The sequence below is a fragment of the Curtobacterium sp. APC 4022 genome, assembly GCF_030407555.1.
In the GTDB taxonomy this organism is placed as follows: Bacteria; Actinomycetota; Actinomycetes; order Actinomycetales; family Microbacteriaceae; genus Curtobacterium.
Genome location: NZ_JASDDD010000005.1, coordinates 131,850 through 145,577 on the forward strand (window position 1 = coordinate 131,850; position 13,728 = coordinate 145,577).

Below are 13,728 nucleotides of genomic sequence, written 5' to 3' on the forward strand. Positions count from 1 at the left end.
GTCGCCCCTAGAGCGACGAGCCGGGGACGCTGAGGGTGTCGCAGCTCGTCGCCCCGCGTTCGTAGCCGCGCTCGAACCACCGCTGCCGCTGCTCGCTGGACCCGTGCGTGAACGAGTCCGGGTCGACCTGACCGGTCGCCTTCTCCTGGATGCTGTCGTCACCCACGGCGCTCGCCGCGGACAGGGCGTCGGCGATCTGGGCGCGGGTGACCGGCTCGAAGAAGGTCGAGCCGTCGGCGGCCTTCGTCGTCGCCGCGTCCCCGACCCAGGCACCGGCGTAGCAGTCCGCCTGCAGCTCGACGCGGACGCTGCCGGACGAGGCGCCGGTGCCGCTGCGGTCGGTGTCCGCGAAGGTGCCCTGCAGCTGCTGCACGTGGTGGCCCCACTCGTGCGCGACGACGTACATCTGCGCGAGCGGCCCACCCGAGGACCCGTAGGTCGACTTCAGGTCGTCGTAGAACGCGGTGTCGAGGAAGATCGCACGGTCCGGCGGGCAGTAGAACGGCCCGGTCGCCGCCGACGCGGTGCCGCACCCGGTGTCGGTCGAGCCGTCGAACAGGAAGAAGTCGGGCGTCGAGTACGACGTGCCGAGCTCCTGCGACTCGGCGCTCCAGTACGCGTCGAGCGACTCGGCGGCGCCCTCCATCCGGCACTCGACGTCGGCGTTGGCGTCCCGGCCGGTCTGGCACTCTGCGATCGGTGTGGCTTCGGCGCCGCCCTGCTGGATCGGGGTGAGGCCGCCGCCCCCGCCGACGAGCCCGCCGAGGTCGACCCCCGTGAACTGGGCGATGAGGAAGACCACGATCGCGGTGACACCGACCGCGCCGCCGCCGATGGCCGTGGTGCGCCCGCGGCGCTTGACCTTGCCGCCCTGCAGCCGGGTGTCGTCGTTGAACGTCATGGACCGAACCTACGGACGATCGACCGACCACGCCCGCAACCGGCCCGCGCCCGCAACCGGTCCGTGCCCGGACCCGGACCACGCCCGGACCCGGACCCGGACCCGGACCGCCGGGGAGCCCCGACGGAGTAGACCGGGGCGATGCCGATCCTCGACGAGACCCACCCCCTGTTCCTGTTCGCGATGGACCAGCGGTCCTCGCTCCTCGAGCACACCTACGACGAGGACTCCGGTGAGCCCGCCGACGAGGCCGAGGCCGAACGCGTCCGCGCCGGCAAGCAGCTCGTCTACCGCGGGGTCCTCACCGCCCTCGCCGCCGGCGCCGCCCGCGAGCACACCGGCGTCCTGGTCGACGAGCGCTACGGCGCCGACGTCGCCCGGCTCGCCAAGCAGGCCGGACTCCAGCTCGCCATGCCGGTCGAGCGCTCCGGCCGCGAGTGGTTCGAGCTCGAGTACGGCGACGACTGGGTCGCCCACGTCGACGCGTTCGACCCGGACTGGGTGAAGGTCCTGGTGCGGGACAACCCCGCCTTCGACGCCGACCACCGCGAGCAGCAGGCAGCGGCCCTCGCCGGCGTCTCGGCGACCCTGCACGACGCCGGACGCCCGTTCCTCGTCGAGCTGCTCGTGCCGGGCACCGACAAGCAGCAGTCGGCCGTCGACGACTACGACCGTGACCTCCGGCCCGACCTGGTCGTCCAGGTGCTGGAGTTCCTGCAGGACCACGGCGTCGAGGCGGACGTCTGGAAGCTCGAGGGCCTGGACCGTCGCGAGGACGCCGAACGCGTCGTCGCCACCGCCCGCCGCGGCGGACGCGACACCGTGCAGTGCATCGTCCTGGGACGGGACGCGCCCGAGGAGCAGCTCGACGCCTGGCTGCGCACCGCGGCACCGGTCGACGGCTTCGTCGGCTTCGCGATCGGCCGCAGCAACTGGGAGGAACCGCTCGAGGACGTCGTCCGCGAGCACCTGGACACCGAGGCGGCCGAGCAGCTCATCGCCGCGAACTACCGGCACTTCGTCGACACCTGGCTGGAGGCCCGTGGCGACGTCGAGCACGGGGTCGACGCCGGCTCGGTCTGACCCCGACCGACCGTCCGGCGGCCCGGTCGCCGGTCGCCCGGTCGCCCGGCTGACGGTCCGGCGCGAGCGATCCCGCGCGGGTCAGGTGCGGACCAGCGGCTCCACCGCCGCCAGGTCCGCACCGATCCCGACGTCGACGAGTTCGATCCGTCCGGCGAGCGTCGCCGCGGGTCCCCGGAGCAGCCCGGCCTTCACCCCGCCGAACGTCACCGTGACGTCGGCGTGCAGCACGTGGTCGTCCGCGATGCCGCCGGTGTCCACGTCGATGCCGCTCGGCACGTCCACCGCGACGACGAACGGCGCACGCTGTTCCCGGGCCAGCTCGCGGAGGCCGGCCACGACCTCCCGCGCCGGTGACCGCAGCGGTCCGCCGCCACCGATGCCGAGGATCCCGTCGAGCACCAGGTCCGCCTCGAGGGCGGCCTCCCGGCCGACCTGCGCCAGCCGCTCGCCGACCGGCGGGGTCGCCGCGTGCAGGATGTCCGCCGCACCCGACGCGGAACCGCTCGCACCGTCCGCCACCGGGTCGTCCAGGAGGCGCGCGCCGGCATCCCGGGCCGCTGCCAGGCCCGCCTCGTGGACACGTGAGCCGACGCGCAGGACCGTGACGTGCCTCCCGGCCGACGCCAGCCGCGCCCCCGCGAACAGGGCATCCCCGCCGTTGTCGCCGCTGCCCGCGAGGACCAACACCGAACCCGGGCCGTCCCCGGGTCGGACCGCCGGGTCGTCCAACAGGTCGCCGACGATCGCGGCCAACCCGTCGGCGGCCCGCTGCATGAGGGGCTCGCCCGCCGCCAGGTGCCCTCGTTCTGCCGCTCGGATCTGATCGCTGCCGTACCCGTCCATGCGAGCCACTGTGCCCCCGCTACCCTGGGCAGGCCATGTCTCTCGTCCCCGAAGCGCCCCGCCCCCGGGTGGTCATGTCCCCGGACGGCCTGCCGCTCGCCACCTACGACTTCGGAGACCCGGACGCCCCCGCGGTCGTCGCCGTGCACGGGTTCGCCTCCGGAGCGCTCCTCAACTGGCACGCCGCCGGGTGGACCCGCGACCTCGTCCGTTCCGGACGCCGGGTCATCGCGTTCGACCAGCGCGGCCACGGGGCCAGCGGCAAACCGCACGAGCCGCACAGCTACTCGATGGACCTGCTCGTCGACGACGTCACCGCGGTCATCGACACCTACCTGCTCGACGACGTCGCGTTCCTCGGGTACTCGCTCGGTGCCCGCGTCGGCTGGCACGCAGCCGAACGGATGAGCGACCGGATCTCACGTGCGGTCCTGGGCGGCATCCCCGACGCCGACCCGATGCGGCGCGTCCGCGTCGACCAGGCGCGGGCGTTCATCACCGACGGCACCCCGGTCGAGGACCGCGTCACCAACGGGTACCTGACGATGGCCGCTGGGGTGGAGGGCAACGACCTCCGCGCGCTCGTCGCCATGGTCGAGGGGATGCGGGACAGCATCGAGCCCACACCCGAGAACGCGCCGACGCAGCCGCTGCTGCTCGCCGCGGGCAGCGAGGACGGCATCAAGGACAGCGCGCTGCGCCTCGCCGAGACGGCGCCGCACGCGACGTTCGTCGAGATCCCGGGGCGGAACCACTTCAATGCCCCGACGTCGCGGCACTTCCGGGAGGCGGCGATCGCGTTCCTGGGGGAGGGCCTGTCCGGCGACCGCTGACGGGTACTCGTGGGCCCTCCCGCTGCGGAGGCCGCGCGGCGTAGCGTCCGCGCCATGGAACACAGACTCCTCGGCAACAGCGGGACAGTGGTGTCGTCGCTGACCCTCGGCACCATGACGTTCGGCAGCGAAGCCGACGAACCCACCTCCCACGCCATCATCGACGCCTTCGTGGCCGGCGGCGGCACCTTCATCGACACGGCCGACGTGTACTCGGGCAACGAGTCCGAGCGGATCATCGGCCGTTGGCTGCAGGCCCACCCGACCGAGGCCGAGCAGGTCGTCCTCGCCACGAAGGGCCGCTTCCCGCAGGGCGACGGCCCCAACGACCTCGGACTGTCGCGCCGGCACCTCCGTGTCGCCCTCGACGCCTCGCTCGAGCGGCTCGGCGTCGAGCACATCGACCTCTACCAGATGCACGCGTGGGACGCCCTGACCCCGATCGAGGAGACCCTGCGCTTCCTCGACGACGCCGTCTCGGCCGGCAAGATCGGCTCGTACGGCTTCTCGAACTACCTCGGCTACCAGGTCACGAAGGCCGTCTACGAGGCGAAGGCGCACGGCTGGGCACCGCCCGTCACCCTGCAGCCGCAGTACAACCTGCTGGTCCGCGACATCGAGCACGAGGTCGTGCCCGCCTGCCTGGACGCCGGCATCGGCCTGCTGCCGTGGTCGCCGCTCGCCGGTGGCTGGCTGTCCGGCAAGTACCAGCGCGACGAGGCCCCGACCGGCTCGACCCGTCTGGGCGAGGACCCGAAGCGCGGCATGGAGGCGTGGGAGGCCCGCAACGCCGACGAGCGCACCTGGCAGGTGCTCGACGCGGTCTCGACCGTCGCCGAGGCGCACGGGGCCTCGCGCTCCCAGGTGTCCCTCGCCTGGCTGCTCGCCCGTCCGGCCGTGACGAGCGTCATCCTCGGTGCCCGGACCGTCGAGCAGCTGCAGGACAACCTCGGCGCCGCCGACCTGGTGCTCGAGGACGCCGAACTCACCGCGCTCACGGACGCCAGTGCGCCCCGGGTGGACGACTACCCGTACGGCACGGCCGGGGTTGCGCAGCGCGTGCGGAAGATCAGCGGCGGACGCTGATCCCGCGCCGGTGCGAGGCCGGGCTGGACACGGGTCCGGTGCGGCCCGCTGGATGATGCGGGAAACCGCTGATGTCGTCCGGCGGCGTGGACCCGGCGGTCGTGCGGGTGTCAGGATCGACACACGGCCGGCTGGTTACCGCGCCGAGCGTCCGGAACACCCCTGATCCGTGTTCCACCCGCGCCAGAGCCCCGAGCGACCTGGTCGCTCGGGGCTCTGCTCATGTCGGCGCCCCTCCGATGTCGGCGCTCTTCCCGTGTCGGAACACCGGCGCGTCGGACCGTCGTCGGGAGTCCGGTCCTGGGCCGCAGGTCGTACCCTCGACCAGTGGTCCGACGAGCATGCAACCGATGAGGCGCTCGACGCTGTCGACGTCGGGGCCCGCTGCGACGTCGGGCGCTCCCGTCACGTCGGCGGGTCGCCTCCGGACCGCACTCCTCGCCGCGCTCGTGCTGGTGCTCGCCACCGCGGTCGCCTGGTCCCGCCTGGACCCCGAGCAACGCGCGACGCTGTGGGCCGAGGACGGCCGGGACTTCGTCTCCGCGTACTTCGTCGACGGACTCGGGGCCACGCTCTTCCGGCCCTTCGGCGGGTACCTGCAGCTCGTCCCCCGACTCATCGCAGCGGTGAGCGGCACCATCGCCGGGCCGGAGCACCTCGCGCAGACCGTCACCCTCCTCGCCTGCGCCGGCGTCGGCGCGGTGAGCGCACTGCTCTACCTGTACAGCCGGACCGTGCTGCGCACCCCGGTGGCACCGTTCCTGCTCGCCGCCGTGCCCCCGCTGATCCCGACCGCGCCACGTGAGGCACTCGGGACGATGAACAACCTGCACTCGTTCCTGCTGCTCCTGGTCCCCGTCGTCCTGCTCGCCGTCCCCAGGTCGTGGTGGACGTCGGCCGGCACCGCCGTGCTCGTCGTCGCTGTCGTGCTCAGCGACACCCAGGCCCTGCTGTTCGCCCCGCTGCTCCTGGCCGGGATCCGGGACCGGCGGAAGTGGCCCGTGGTCGCCGCGTTCCTGGCCGCCGGAGCCGCGCAGGTCGCCACCGTCGTCGCGTTCCCCCGACCGGCCATCAGCTACGGCGCCTCGGGTCCGGTGACGATCGCGGACGTCGTCGTCGGCTTCGTGTCGGTCCCGCTCACCACGGTGTGGACGACCCGGCTCGATGCGGTGTCCACGATGATCGCCGACGCCGGGACGGCACCGATCGTCGCCCTGACCGTGGTCTCCGTCGCCGTGGCGGTCGCCGCGATCGTGTCCGGGCAGGCAGCGCACCGCTGGCTCGTGTCCGCGACCGTCCTCGGTGCCGCCGCGCTCTGGGCAGCCGCACTGCTCGTCACCCCTGCCGACGGGTTCCTCTTCACGCAGGGCCTCGCGGACCACGTCGCGCACTTCGGCCCGATCCGGTACGCCACCGTCAGCTCGGGCTTCCTGCTCCTCGCACTCGTGGTCACCGCGGACGCGATCTGGGGGCACCGGCTCCGTCGCGCCGTCGCGATCGCTCTCGCCGTCGCCGTGGCACTGACGCTCGTGGTGCACCACCACGACACCGGCCACGCGGGGCGGTCCGACGGGCCGACCATCACCTCGCAGGTCCCCGCTGCCCGCGAGGCGTGCGCGAGCGGGAACCGCAGGACTGTGGGACTGCGGCAGGCGCCGGACCGGTCACCGTGGGTGGTGACGCTGCCGTGCGCCTACGTCGAGCGGCGCTGACCGCAGCGGGGCCCGGGGCCACCCGCAGGATCGGTCGTGAGCTGAGGGCCGGCAGCGGGACTTGAACCCGCAACCCCCGTATTACAAGTACGGTGCGCTACCAATTGCGCCATGCCGGCTGACCCGCCCATCGTACCGGCAGGCCGGGGTGTGGCACACGACGACGGCGCCCGGACCGGAGTCCGAGCGCCGTCAGCGGTCCTGCTCCGCGCCTACTTCTCGGCCGAGAAGTTGAGTGAGACCGAGTTCATGCAGTAGCGGTCGCCCGTGGGGGTCCCGAAGCCGTCCGGGAACACGTGACCGAGGTGGCCGCCGCAGTTCGCGCACCGGACCTCGGTGCGGGCCATGCCGAGGGACTTGTCCTCGATGAGCTGCACCGCCGCCGGGTCGACCGACTCGTAGAACGACGGCCAACCGCAGCCGGAGTCGAACTTCGTGCCGCTCTTGAACAGCTCCGCACCACACGCCGCACACGTGTAGACGCCGGCGCGCTCCTCGTCGAGGAGCTCACCGGTCCACGGGCGCTCGGTGCCGGCCTGGCGGAGCACGGCGTACTGGTCCGGCGAGAGTTCCTCGCGCCACTGGGCGTCGGACTTGTCGACGTTGTATGCCATGTGCGTACCTCCTGGTTCCGACCGGGACGGGTGTCGACCGGTCATCGTGCGTCGCTGGACTAAACTCCGCGGGATGTCCGGTCATTCCGTCCACCGTGCCCGCTGGGAACACCTGACGACCGACGAACTGTACGACATCGTCCGGCTGCGGAACCGGGTGTTCGCCCTCGAACAGCGCGTCACGGCCGAGGACTTCGACGGCCGCGACCGCGACCCGGACACCGAGCACTGGTGGACCGAGCAGCGGCTGACCGGTGACACCGAGACCGCGGTCACCGGGTACCTCCGCCTGGTCCGACCAGCCGCCGCCGAACCGCACCCCGCCGACAGCGCCGCGCCGACCCGGGTGATCGGCCGGGTCGCCACCCACCCGGACCACCGTGGACAGGGCGTCGCCGGCCGGCTCGTCGCCGCCGTCCTCGCCGAACACGGACACGAGGCGTTCGTCCTGCACGCCCAGCAGTACGTCGCCGCGCTCTACGAACGCCACGGCTTCGTCCGCTTCGGCGCGCCCTACGACGAGGCCGGCATCACCCACGTCGGCATGTACCGCCCGGCGTCCTGATGGACACCCGGCAGCGCTACCGCACCTACGCCGACCGGATCGCGCCCGTCTCGCCCGCGTACGCGGCCTGGGCTCGCTCCCTCGACGACGACCTGGTCGCGCTCCTCGACGAGGTCCCCGCCACCCAGCGACAGCCGGAGCTCCTCTTCGCGGTGGCCCGACGTCTCGGCGCCGACCCGACGGACGCCGGGTCGCTTCGCGCCCTCGGACGGGAGGCCCGCCCCGCCCTGGTCGCAGCCCTCACCACCGCCACGGTGCAGGCCAACGACCCGCGCCGGCTCGCCCCCGTGGTGCCGGTGCTCGCCGCGCTCGCCGCAGCGACCGACCGACCGCTCGGCCTGCTCGACGTCGGCGCGGCAGCCGGGCTCTGCTCGATCCCGGACCGGGTGACGCTCGACCACCGGCAGTGCGACCGCCCGGACGGAGCACGGGGGCCGCTCGTCCGGGTGCACACCGCGGTGCCGGGGCCCGCCGTGCACCTGGTCGCCGACGTCACCGGGACGCCTCCAGGGCCGGCAGCGCGGCCGATCCGGATCGGGGCGCGGGTGGCCCTCGACCCGAACCCGATCGACCCCGCGGCGCCGGGCGCACTCGAGCGACTCGTCGAGGCCGTCCCGCCCGAGGCGACGGACCGGACCGCCCTGATGGCGGAGGCGTTGCGGGCGACGCTGGTGGAGCCTCCCGTCCGGATCCGCGGCCGCGTGCCGGAGGACCTGGACCACGCCCTCGACGCCCTGCCGGACGGCTGCGAGCCGGTCGTCATGACCACCGGGACCCTCGTGTACGTGCCGGGTGCCGCGCGGCAGCAGCTCGTCGACCGCCTGCGTGCGCGGGGCGTGCGCTGGGTGGCGCTCGAGCGGACCGGGATCCTCACCGGGGTCGCGGCGACGCTGCCACCCGACGTCGACCCCGCCGATCCGGACGCGTTCGCGACGCTCTCCCTCGACGGCCGGGCGCTCGCCGTGTCCGACGCGTTCGGCACCCGGGTCCGGTGGTTCGGCCAGACGCTCGGCTGAGCGGGTTCCGCGACAGTCCAGCGCCGTGCCAGGGTCGACCTGCCGAGCGCCCCTACGATGTGCGAGACCTGCAACCCGTCCGCGATCGGAACCAGTGTGACCGCCCTCCCCACCGACGAGCTCACCGAGCTCGCCAAGCACGTGCTCGCGTTCGAGCACGAGCGGGCACGGCACGACCGGACGAAGGAAGCCGAGATCCGCGTCGAGTTCGACTGGTCGCCGACGCGGTACTACCAGGTGTTGAACCGGGTGATCGACTCACCGGCGGCCCTGGCGTACGACCCGCAGCTGGTCACCCGGCTGCAGCGTCTCCGCCGGGCCCGGACGAGCGCCCGCGCTGCCCGCAGTTTCGTCGCGCCCCCGGCCGACCACGAAGGACGTGAAGAGGAACGATGACGAGATTCCCGCGAGACCGGTTCGACGACGTCACCGACGGCCCCCGGGTCGGCGCGCACCGTGGTCCCGCCCGTCGGGGTGGCGGCTGGGTCGTGTTCGCCTGGGCGGCCCTCGCCACCGGCGTCCTGGTCGGTGTCGGCGTCCTCGTGCTCGCCCTCGCCAACGGCAGCGTGCAGTTCACCGAGGGCAGTGGTGGGGCCACGTCGGCACCGTCCGCATCGGCGACCTCGACCCCGACCAGCAGTGCCTCGGCCGGGTCGGAGCCGTCCGGTGGAGCGTCCTCGCCGGCGGCCGCGGCCGCTTCCCCGGCCGACCAGGGCGCGACCACGCTCGTCGTGCTGAACGGCACCTCGACGACGGGGCTCGCGGCGAACGCGTCGACGAAGCTCACCGGCGCGGGCTGGAAGGTGACGTCCACGGGCGACGCCGGCACGACCGGTTCGACGCAGACCATCGTCTACTACCAGCAGGAGTCCCAGGCGGCGCTGGCCGAGGGCATCGCGAAGTCGCTCGGCACCTCGGCGGTGCAGCGGTCGTCGGCCTTCCCGAACGCGGACGTCTCGGTCGTCCTCGGCGCTGACTTCACGGGCTGAGACCGCTGTTCCGGGGCCCTGTGTTTCCGGCACGTTGCGGATCGTGGATCGCTGCGTGAAATACGTGTCACACCCCTTGCCGAAATCGTGACACTCGGTCAGAGTCACCAGTGGTCACCCCGTGTTCGCGACGGGTCCTCACTTCGAGGACCGACTGCGGAGGTGGGCGAGGCGACAGCGCTCTGACCCGATGACGCCATTTGCGATGGTGTCGTCGTTCGCACCAGCAGTACCGCAGGGAGCAAGGAACATGGCCAACGGAACCGTGAAGTGGTTCAACGCCGAGAAGGGCTTCGGCTTCATCACCGTGGATGGAGGGGGCCAGGACGTGTTCGTGCACTACTCGGCCATCGACATGAGCGGCTACAAGGTCCTCGAAGAGGGCCAGGCAGTGACGTTCGACGTCGGGACCGGGTCGAAGGGCCCGCAGGCCGAGTCGGTCCGTCCCGCCTGAGTCGCAGAACCGCTTGCGAACGCGTCGTCCCCGTCGGGGGCGGCGCGTTCGTCATGTCGGTGGCCGCTGCGGGCCGGGCCGACCTGTGGAAGCGGGGCGAGCCTCCAGACTGTGTTGCACTCTCGGGTGGCGAGTGCCAGAATCGGGCTTGGCACTCGGTCACACTGAGTGCCAGAACGACCCCGATGACGACGTCCGGGAGGGACGAAGAACTCACATGGCAAAGATCATTGCTTTCAACGAAGAGGCCCGACGCGGCCTCGAGCGCGGCCTCAACCAGCTGGCCGACGCCGTGAAGGTGACGCTCGGCCCGCGCGGCCGCAACGTCGTCCTCGAGAAGAAGTGGGGCGCCCCCACGATCACGAACGACGGTGTCTCCATCGCCAAGGAGATCGAGCTCGACGACCCGTACGAGAAGATCGGTGCGGAGCTCGTCAAGGAGGTCGCCAAGAAGACCGACGACGTCGCCGGTGACGGTACGACCACCGCAACGGTGCTCGCCCAGGCACTCGTCCGTGAAGGCCTGCGCAACGTCGCGGCCGGCGCCGACCCCATCTCCCTGAAGCGCGGCATCGAGAAGGCCGTCGCGGCCGTCTCCGAGCAGCTGCTCGCCGACGCCAAGGAGATCGAGACCAAGGACCAGATCGCCGCCACCGCGTCGATCTCGGCCGCTGACCCGACCATCGGCGCGCTCATCGCCGAGGCCATCGACAAGGTCGGCAAGGAAGGTGTCGTCACCGTCGAGGAGTCGAACACCTTCGGCACCGAGCTCGAGCTGACCGAGGGCATGCGCTTCGACAAGGGCTACCTGTCGCAGTACTTCGTCACCGACCCCGAGCGTCAGGAAGCCGTCTTCGAAGACGCCTACGTCCTGATCGTCAACTCGAAGATCTCGAACATCAAGGACCTCCTGCCGGTCGTCGACAAGGTGATCCAGGCGGGCAAGCAGCTCCTGATCATCGCCGAGGACGTCGACGGTGAGGCCCTGGCCACGCTCGTCGTGAACAAGATCCGCGGCATCTTCAAGTCCGTTGCCGTCAAAGCCCCGGGCTTCGGCGACCGTCGCAAGGCCATGCTGCAGGACATCGCGATCCTCACCGGCGGCCAGGTCATCTCGGAAGAGGTCGGCCTCAAGCTCGAGAACGCGACGCTCGACCTCCTCGGTCGTGCCCGCAAGGTCGTCATCACCAAGGACGAGACGACCATCGTCGAGGGTGCCGGCGACGCCGAGCAGATCGCCGGCCGTGTCCGTCAGATCCGCTCCGAGATCGAGGCGACTGACTCCGACTACGACCGCGAGAAGCTCCAGGAGCGCCTCGCGAAGCTCGCCGGTGGCGTGGCCGTCATCAAGGCGGGTGCCGCGACCGAGGTCGAGCTCAAGGAGCGCAAGCACCGCATCGAGGACGCCGTCCGCAACGCGAAGGCAGCCGTCGAAGAGGGCATCGTCGCCGGTGGTGGCGTCGCCCTCATCCAGGCCGGCAAGGTCGCACTCGACGGTCTCTCGCTCGAGGGCGACGAGGCAACCGGCGCGAACATCGTCCGTGTCGCAATCGACGCGCCGCTCAAGCAGATCGCGCTCAACGCCGGTCTCGAGCCGGGTGTCGTCGCTGCTCGGGTCCGCGAGCTCGAGTCCGGTTGGGGCCTCAACGCCGCGACCGGCGAGTACGTCGACCTGATCGCCGCGGGCATCATCGACCCCGCCAAGGTCACGCGTTCGGCGCTGCAGAACGCTGCTTCGATCGCCGGTCTGTTCCTCACGACCGAGGCCGTCGTCGCCGACAAGCCGGAGAAGAACCCGGCCATGCCGGCCGGCGACCCCACGGGTGGCATGGACTTCTAGTCCGGACCTGCTCGGCAAGGGCCCTCGTACGCTTCGCGTGCGGGGGCCCTTCCGCGTGCCCGGCGGGCGGGGGCCGGCGGCCTGCGGCGGCGGCCTGCGGCGGCGGCCGAGGTCACACGAACTGCCGCCCGCCGCGTCCCGAGGCAGCACTTCGTGCGACCTCGGTGGAGAGTCCGTGGCGTGTCGTGCGACTTGAGGACTGTGCCACCGGTGGGCCGGCGGGCCGGCGTCTGCACCGTCCGTTCGTCGAGGTCGCTCGAACTGCCTGCAGGCCGAGCGGTCTGCGGCACGTCTCGCGACCTGAGTGCTCGGGCTGCGGCGCGTCTCGCGACTTCGGGAACGCTCGATCGCGCGGTTCGCGAGTGCCCGACTTGCAGGCTCCTGCACTGGAGGCTCACATCACGTCGTTCTCCACAGGGAGCGGGAGCCGTCGGCTCGGTCCGCCGCCGCGTTCCCGAGACTGTCGAGATGGTGCAGCCACGACCGCTCCCGAGCCCGTTCGACGCGCAGCCCTTCCGTGTTCGCGACGCGCTGTCCTCGGGCCTCGACCCAGGACGACTTCGTCGCCGCGATCTGCAACGACCCGTCCACGGGGTCCGCGTCGGGCGCGGGTACGAGGGGACGCTGGTGAACGCGCTCTCACTCGTCCTGGGAACCGACCAGTTCTTCAGTCACACCACGGCGGCGCGCCTCTGGGGAGCACCGCTGCCCGGGCGGGAACAGGATCGGAACCACGTCTCCACGGCTGGCCGCGGTCCACTGATGCGCCGCCCGGGCGTGACCGGCCACCGGGCCCGAGCAGACGCCCCGATGACCACGGTCCGAGGAGTCCGGTGCAGCACCCCGGAACAGGCCTGGTGGGAGTGCGCTTCCGTGCTCGGGCTCCGTGATCTGGTCGCGGTCGGTGACCACCTCGTCGGGAGGAGCGCTCTGACCACCATCGACGGGCTTGCCGCATCGATCCGTCCGGGCCACCGTCACGTCCGCGTGGCACGAGCCGCCATCGAACTCGTCCGCGCCGGGTCGGAATCAGCGATGGAGACATGGTTCCGGCTCGCCTTGGTCGACGCCGGATTCCCGGAGCCCGTGCTCAACCTCGACGTCGAGGACCCTTCCGGGACGTTCCTCGGTCGTGTGGACATGGCGTGGCCCGAGTACCGGATCGCCTTCGAGTACGACGGTGACCACCATCGCGACCGCGAAGTGTTCCAGCACGATCAACGGCGCGACAACGGTTTCGTCGTCAACGGATGGCTCGTCGTGCATGCCACTGCCCTCGACGCGTCCCGTCCGGCACTGGTCTTCGAGCGACTCCGCCAGGCGTTCGCGGTACGGCGGCGGAGTCCAGCGCGAGGCTCTGCGTCAGCATCGTGAGTCGACTTCACCGCGACGCGGGGCGGTCAGGCTCGGCGAGGTCGCACGACAGGCCGTCAGGCGGACGCCCGGGTCGCACGGAGTGCTGCTCGCGACGGGGGTGGGCGGCAGTTTCCGCGACCTGGGCGGCGGGCGGTGGAAGGGCCTCCCGGCCGAGGGTGGCAGGGCGCAGTTGGCGAGGTCGCACGACAGGCCACCAGGCGAGCGCCCGGGTCGCACGGAGTGCTGCTCGCGACGGGGGTGGGCGGCAGGTCCTGCGACCTCGACGACGGGCGGTGGAAGGGCCTCCCGGGCCGCTCCCCATGAGGTCGCACGACAGGCCGTCAGGCGGGCGTCCGGGTTGCACGAAGTGCAGCTCGCGACGGGGGCGGGCAGCAGTTTCCGCGACCTGGACGGCGGGCGGGCCCCCGGCCAG

General features: G+C 72.1%; 14 protein-coding genes and 1 tRNA gene. 11 read left to right on the plus strand and 4 right to left on the minus strand.

Annotated elements, in window-relative coordinates; all coding sequences use genetic code 11:
- Positions 1–7: 7 nt before the first annotated feature.
- Positions 8–901, minus strand: coding sequence for a neutral zinc metallopeptidase (locus QL987_RS03045; protein WP_221850445.1), 894 nt, complete (start codon positions 899–901; stop codon positions 8–10).
- A 141-nt stretch (positions 902–1,042) separates the two neighbouring features.
- On the opposite strand from QL987_RS03045, the gene QL987_RS03050 reads away from it, so the two are divergent.
- On the plus strand, positions 1,043–1,984 hold the full coding sequence (locus QL987_RS03050) for a 2-deoxy-5-keto-D-gluconate 6-phosphate aldolase domain-containing protein (protein ID WP_290156209.1): 942 nt from the start codon (positions 1,043–1,045) through the stop codon (positions 1,982–1,984).
- 81 nt (positions 1,985–2,065) lie between these two features.
- On the opposite strand, the gene QL987_RS03055 is transcribed toward QL987_RS03050, so the two are convergent.
- The gene (locus QL987_RS03055; protein ID WP_111073797.1) at positions 2,066–2,830 is read right to left on the minus strand and encodes an NAD(P)H-hydrate epimerase; all 765 of its coding nucleotides are present in this window, start codon (positions 2,828–2,830) and stop codon (positions 2,066–2,068) included.
- Between the two features lie 35 nt (positions 2,831–2,865).
- Here QL987_RS03055 and QL987_RS03060 point away from each other — a divergent pair, with 35 nt between their 5' ends.
- The 3 genes from QL987_RS03060 to QL987_RS03070 all read left to right on the plus strand — a co-directional run bounded on the left by QL987_RS03060 (position 2,866) and on the right by QL987_RS03070 (position 6,461).
- Positions 2,866–3,663: an alpha/beta fold hydrolase gene (locus QL987_RS03060; protein WP_290156210.1), complete on the plus strand. Its 798-nt coding sequence runs from the start codon at positions 2,866–2,868 to the stop codon at positions 3,661–3,663.
- 54 nt (positions 3,664–3,717) lie between these two features.
- Positions 3,718–4,749, plus strand: a complete 1,032-nt coding sequence (locus QL987_RS03065; RefSeq protein WP_290156211.1) for an aldo/keto reductase — start codon at positions 3,718–3,720, stop codon at positions 4,747–4,749.
- 350 nt (positions 4,750–5,099) lie between these two features.
- Positions 5,100–6,461 (plus strand): hypothetical protein, encoded by a 1,362-nt coding sequence (locus QL987_RS03070; RefSeq protein ID WP_290156212.1) that lies wholly within the window; start codon positions 5,100–5,102, stop codon positions 6,459–6,461.
- Between the two features lie 46 nt (positions 6,462–6,507).
- On the opposite strand, the gene QL987_RS03075 is transcribed toward QL987_RS03070, so the two are convergent.
- Both QL987_RS03075 and msrB read right to left on the minus strand, forming a co-directional pair.
- Positions 6,508–6,580 (minus strand) — tRNA-Thr (locus QL987_RS03075).
- Between the two features lie 93 nt (positions 6,581–6,673).
- Positions 6,674–7,075, minus strand: a complete 402-nt coding sequence (gene msrB / locus QL987_RS03080) for a peptide-methionine (R)-S-oxide reductase MsrB (RefSeq protein WP_111073793.1) — start codon at positions 7,073–7,075, stop codon at positions 6,674–6,676.
- Between the two features lie 73 nt (positions 7,076–7,148).
- Here msrB and QL987_RS03085 point away from each other — a divergent pair, with 73 nt between their 5' ends.
- The 7 genes from QL987_RS03085 (at position 7,149) to QL987_RS03115 (ending at position 13,313) form a co-directional block, all read left to right on the plus strand.
- The gene (locus QL987_RS03085) at positions 7,149–7,640 is read left to right on the plus strand and encodes a GNAT family N-acetyltransferase (RefSeq protein WP_290156213.1); all 492 of its coding nucleotides are present in this window, start codon (positions 7,149–7,151) and stop codon (positions 7,638–7,640) included.
- Positions 7,640–8,656: a DUF2332 family protein gene (locus QL987_RS03090; protein WP_290156214.1), complete on the plus strand. Its 1,017-nt coding sequence runs from the start codon at positions 7,640–7,642 to the stop codon at positions 8,654–8,656. The genes QL987_RS03085 and QL987_RS03090 overlap by 1 nt, the downstream gene beginning before the upstream one ends.
- A gap of 96 nt (positions 8,657–8,752) precedes the next feature.
- Positions 8,753–9,052, plus strand: coding sequence for a DUF3263 domain-containing protein (locus QL987_RS03095; protein ID WP_253464859.1), 300 nt, complete (start codon positions 8,753–8,755; stop codon positions 9,050–9,052).
- Positions 9,049–9,645, plus strand: a complete 597-nt coding sequence (locus tag QL987_RS03100; protein ID WP_290156216.1) for a LytR C-terminal domain-containing protein — start codon at positions 9,049–9,051, stop codon at positions 9,643–9,645. Before QL987_RS03095 ends, QL987_RS03100 begins: the two co-directional genes overlap by 4 nt.
- 250 nt (positions 9,646–9,895) lie before the next feature.
- Complete coding sequence (locus QL987_RS03105) at positions 9,896–10,099, plus strand: cold-shock protein (protein WP_022903461.1); 204 nt, start codon at positions 9,896–9,898, stop codon at positions 10,097–10,099.
- A 217-nt stretch (positions 10,100–10,316) separates the two neighbouring features.
- Complete coding sequence (groL, locus tag QL987_RS03110; RefSeq protein ID WP_111073788.1) at positions 10,317–11,939, plus strand: chaperonin GroEL; 1,623 nt, start codon at positions 10,317–10,319, stop codon at positions 11,937–11,939.
- A gap of 1,035 nt (positions 11,940–12,974) precedes the next feature.
- Positions 12,975–13,313, plus strand: coding sequence for a hypothetical protein (locus QL987_RS03115; RefSeq protein WP_290156217.1), 339 nt, complete (start codon positions 12,975–12,977; stop codon positions 13,311–13,313).
- Positions 13,314–13,728: the final 415 nt, after the last annotated feature.

Bases quoted from the DNA above. Each gene is read 5' to 3' on its own strand.
- QL987_RS03045 (WP_221850445.1), bottom strand. From the start codon at position 901: ATGACGTTCAACGACGACACCCGGCTGCAGGGCGGCAAGGTCAAGCGC.
- QL987_RS03050 (WP_290156209.1), top strand. From the start codon at position 1,043: ATGCCGATCCTCGACGAGACCCACCCCCTGTTCCTGTTCGCGATGGAC.
- QL987_RS03055 (WP_111073797.1), bottom strand. From the start codon at position 2,830: ATGGACGGGTACGGCAGCGATCAGATCCGAGCGGCAGAACGAGGGCAC.
- QL987_RS03060 (WP_290156210.1), top strand. From the start codon at position 2,866: ATGTCTCTCGTCCCCGAAGCGCCCCGCCCCCGGGTGGTCATGTCCCCG.
- QL987_RS03065 (WP_290156211.1), top strand. From the start codon at position 3,718: ATGGAACACAGACTCCTCGGCAACAGCGGGACAGTGGTGTCGTCGCTG.
- QL987_RS03070 (WP_290156212.1), top strand. From the start codon at position 5,100: ATGAGGCGCTCGACGCTGTCGACGTCGGGGCCCGCTGCGACGTCGGGC.
- msrB (WP_111073793.1), bottom strand. From the start codon at position 7,075: ATGGCATACAACGTCGACAAGTCCGACGCCCAGTGGCGCGAGGAACTC.
- QL987_RS03085 (WP_290156213.1), top strand. From the start codon at position 7,149: ATGTCCGGTCATTCCGTCCACCGTGCCCGCTGGGAACACCTGACGACC.
- QL987_RS03090 (WP_290156214.1), top strand. From the start codon at position 7,640: ATGGACACCCGGCAGCGCTACCGCACCTACGCCGACCGGATCGCGCCC.
- QL987_RS03100 (WP_290156216.1), top strand. From the start codon at position 9,049: ATGACGAGATTCCCGCGAGACCGGTTCGACGACGTCACCGACGGCCCC.
- QL987_RS03105 (WP_022903461.1), top strand. From the start codon at position 9,896: ATGGCCAACGGAACCGTGAAGTGGTTCAACGCCGAGAAGGGCTTCGGC.
- groL (WP_111073788.1), top strand. From the start codon at position 10,317: ATGGCAAAGATCATTGCTTTCAACGAAGAGGCCCGACGCGGCCTCGAG.
- QL987_RS03115 (WP_290156217.1), top strand. From the start codon at position 12,975: ATGGAGACATGGTTCCGGCTCGCCTTGGTCGACGCCGGATTCCCGGAG.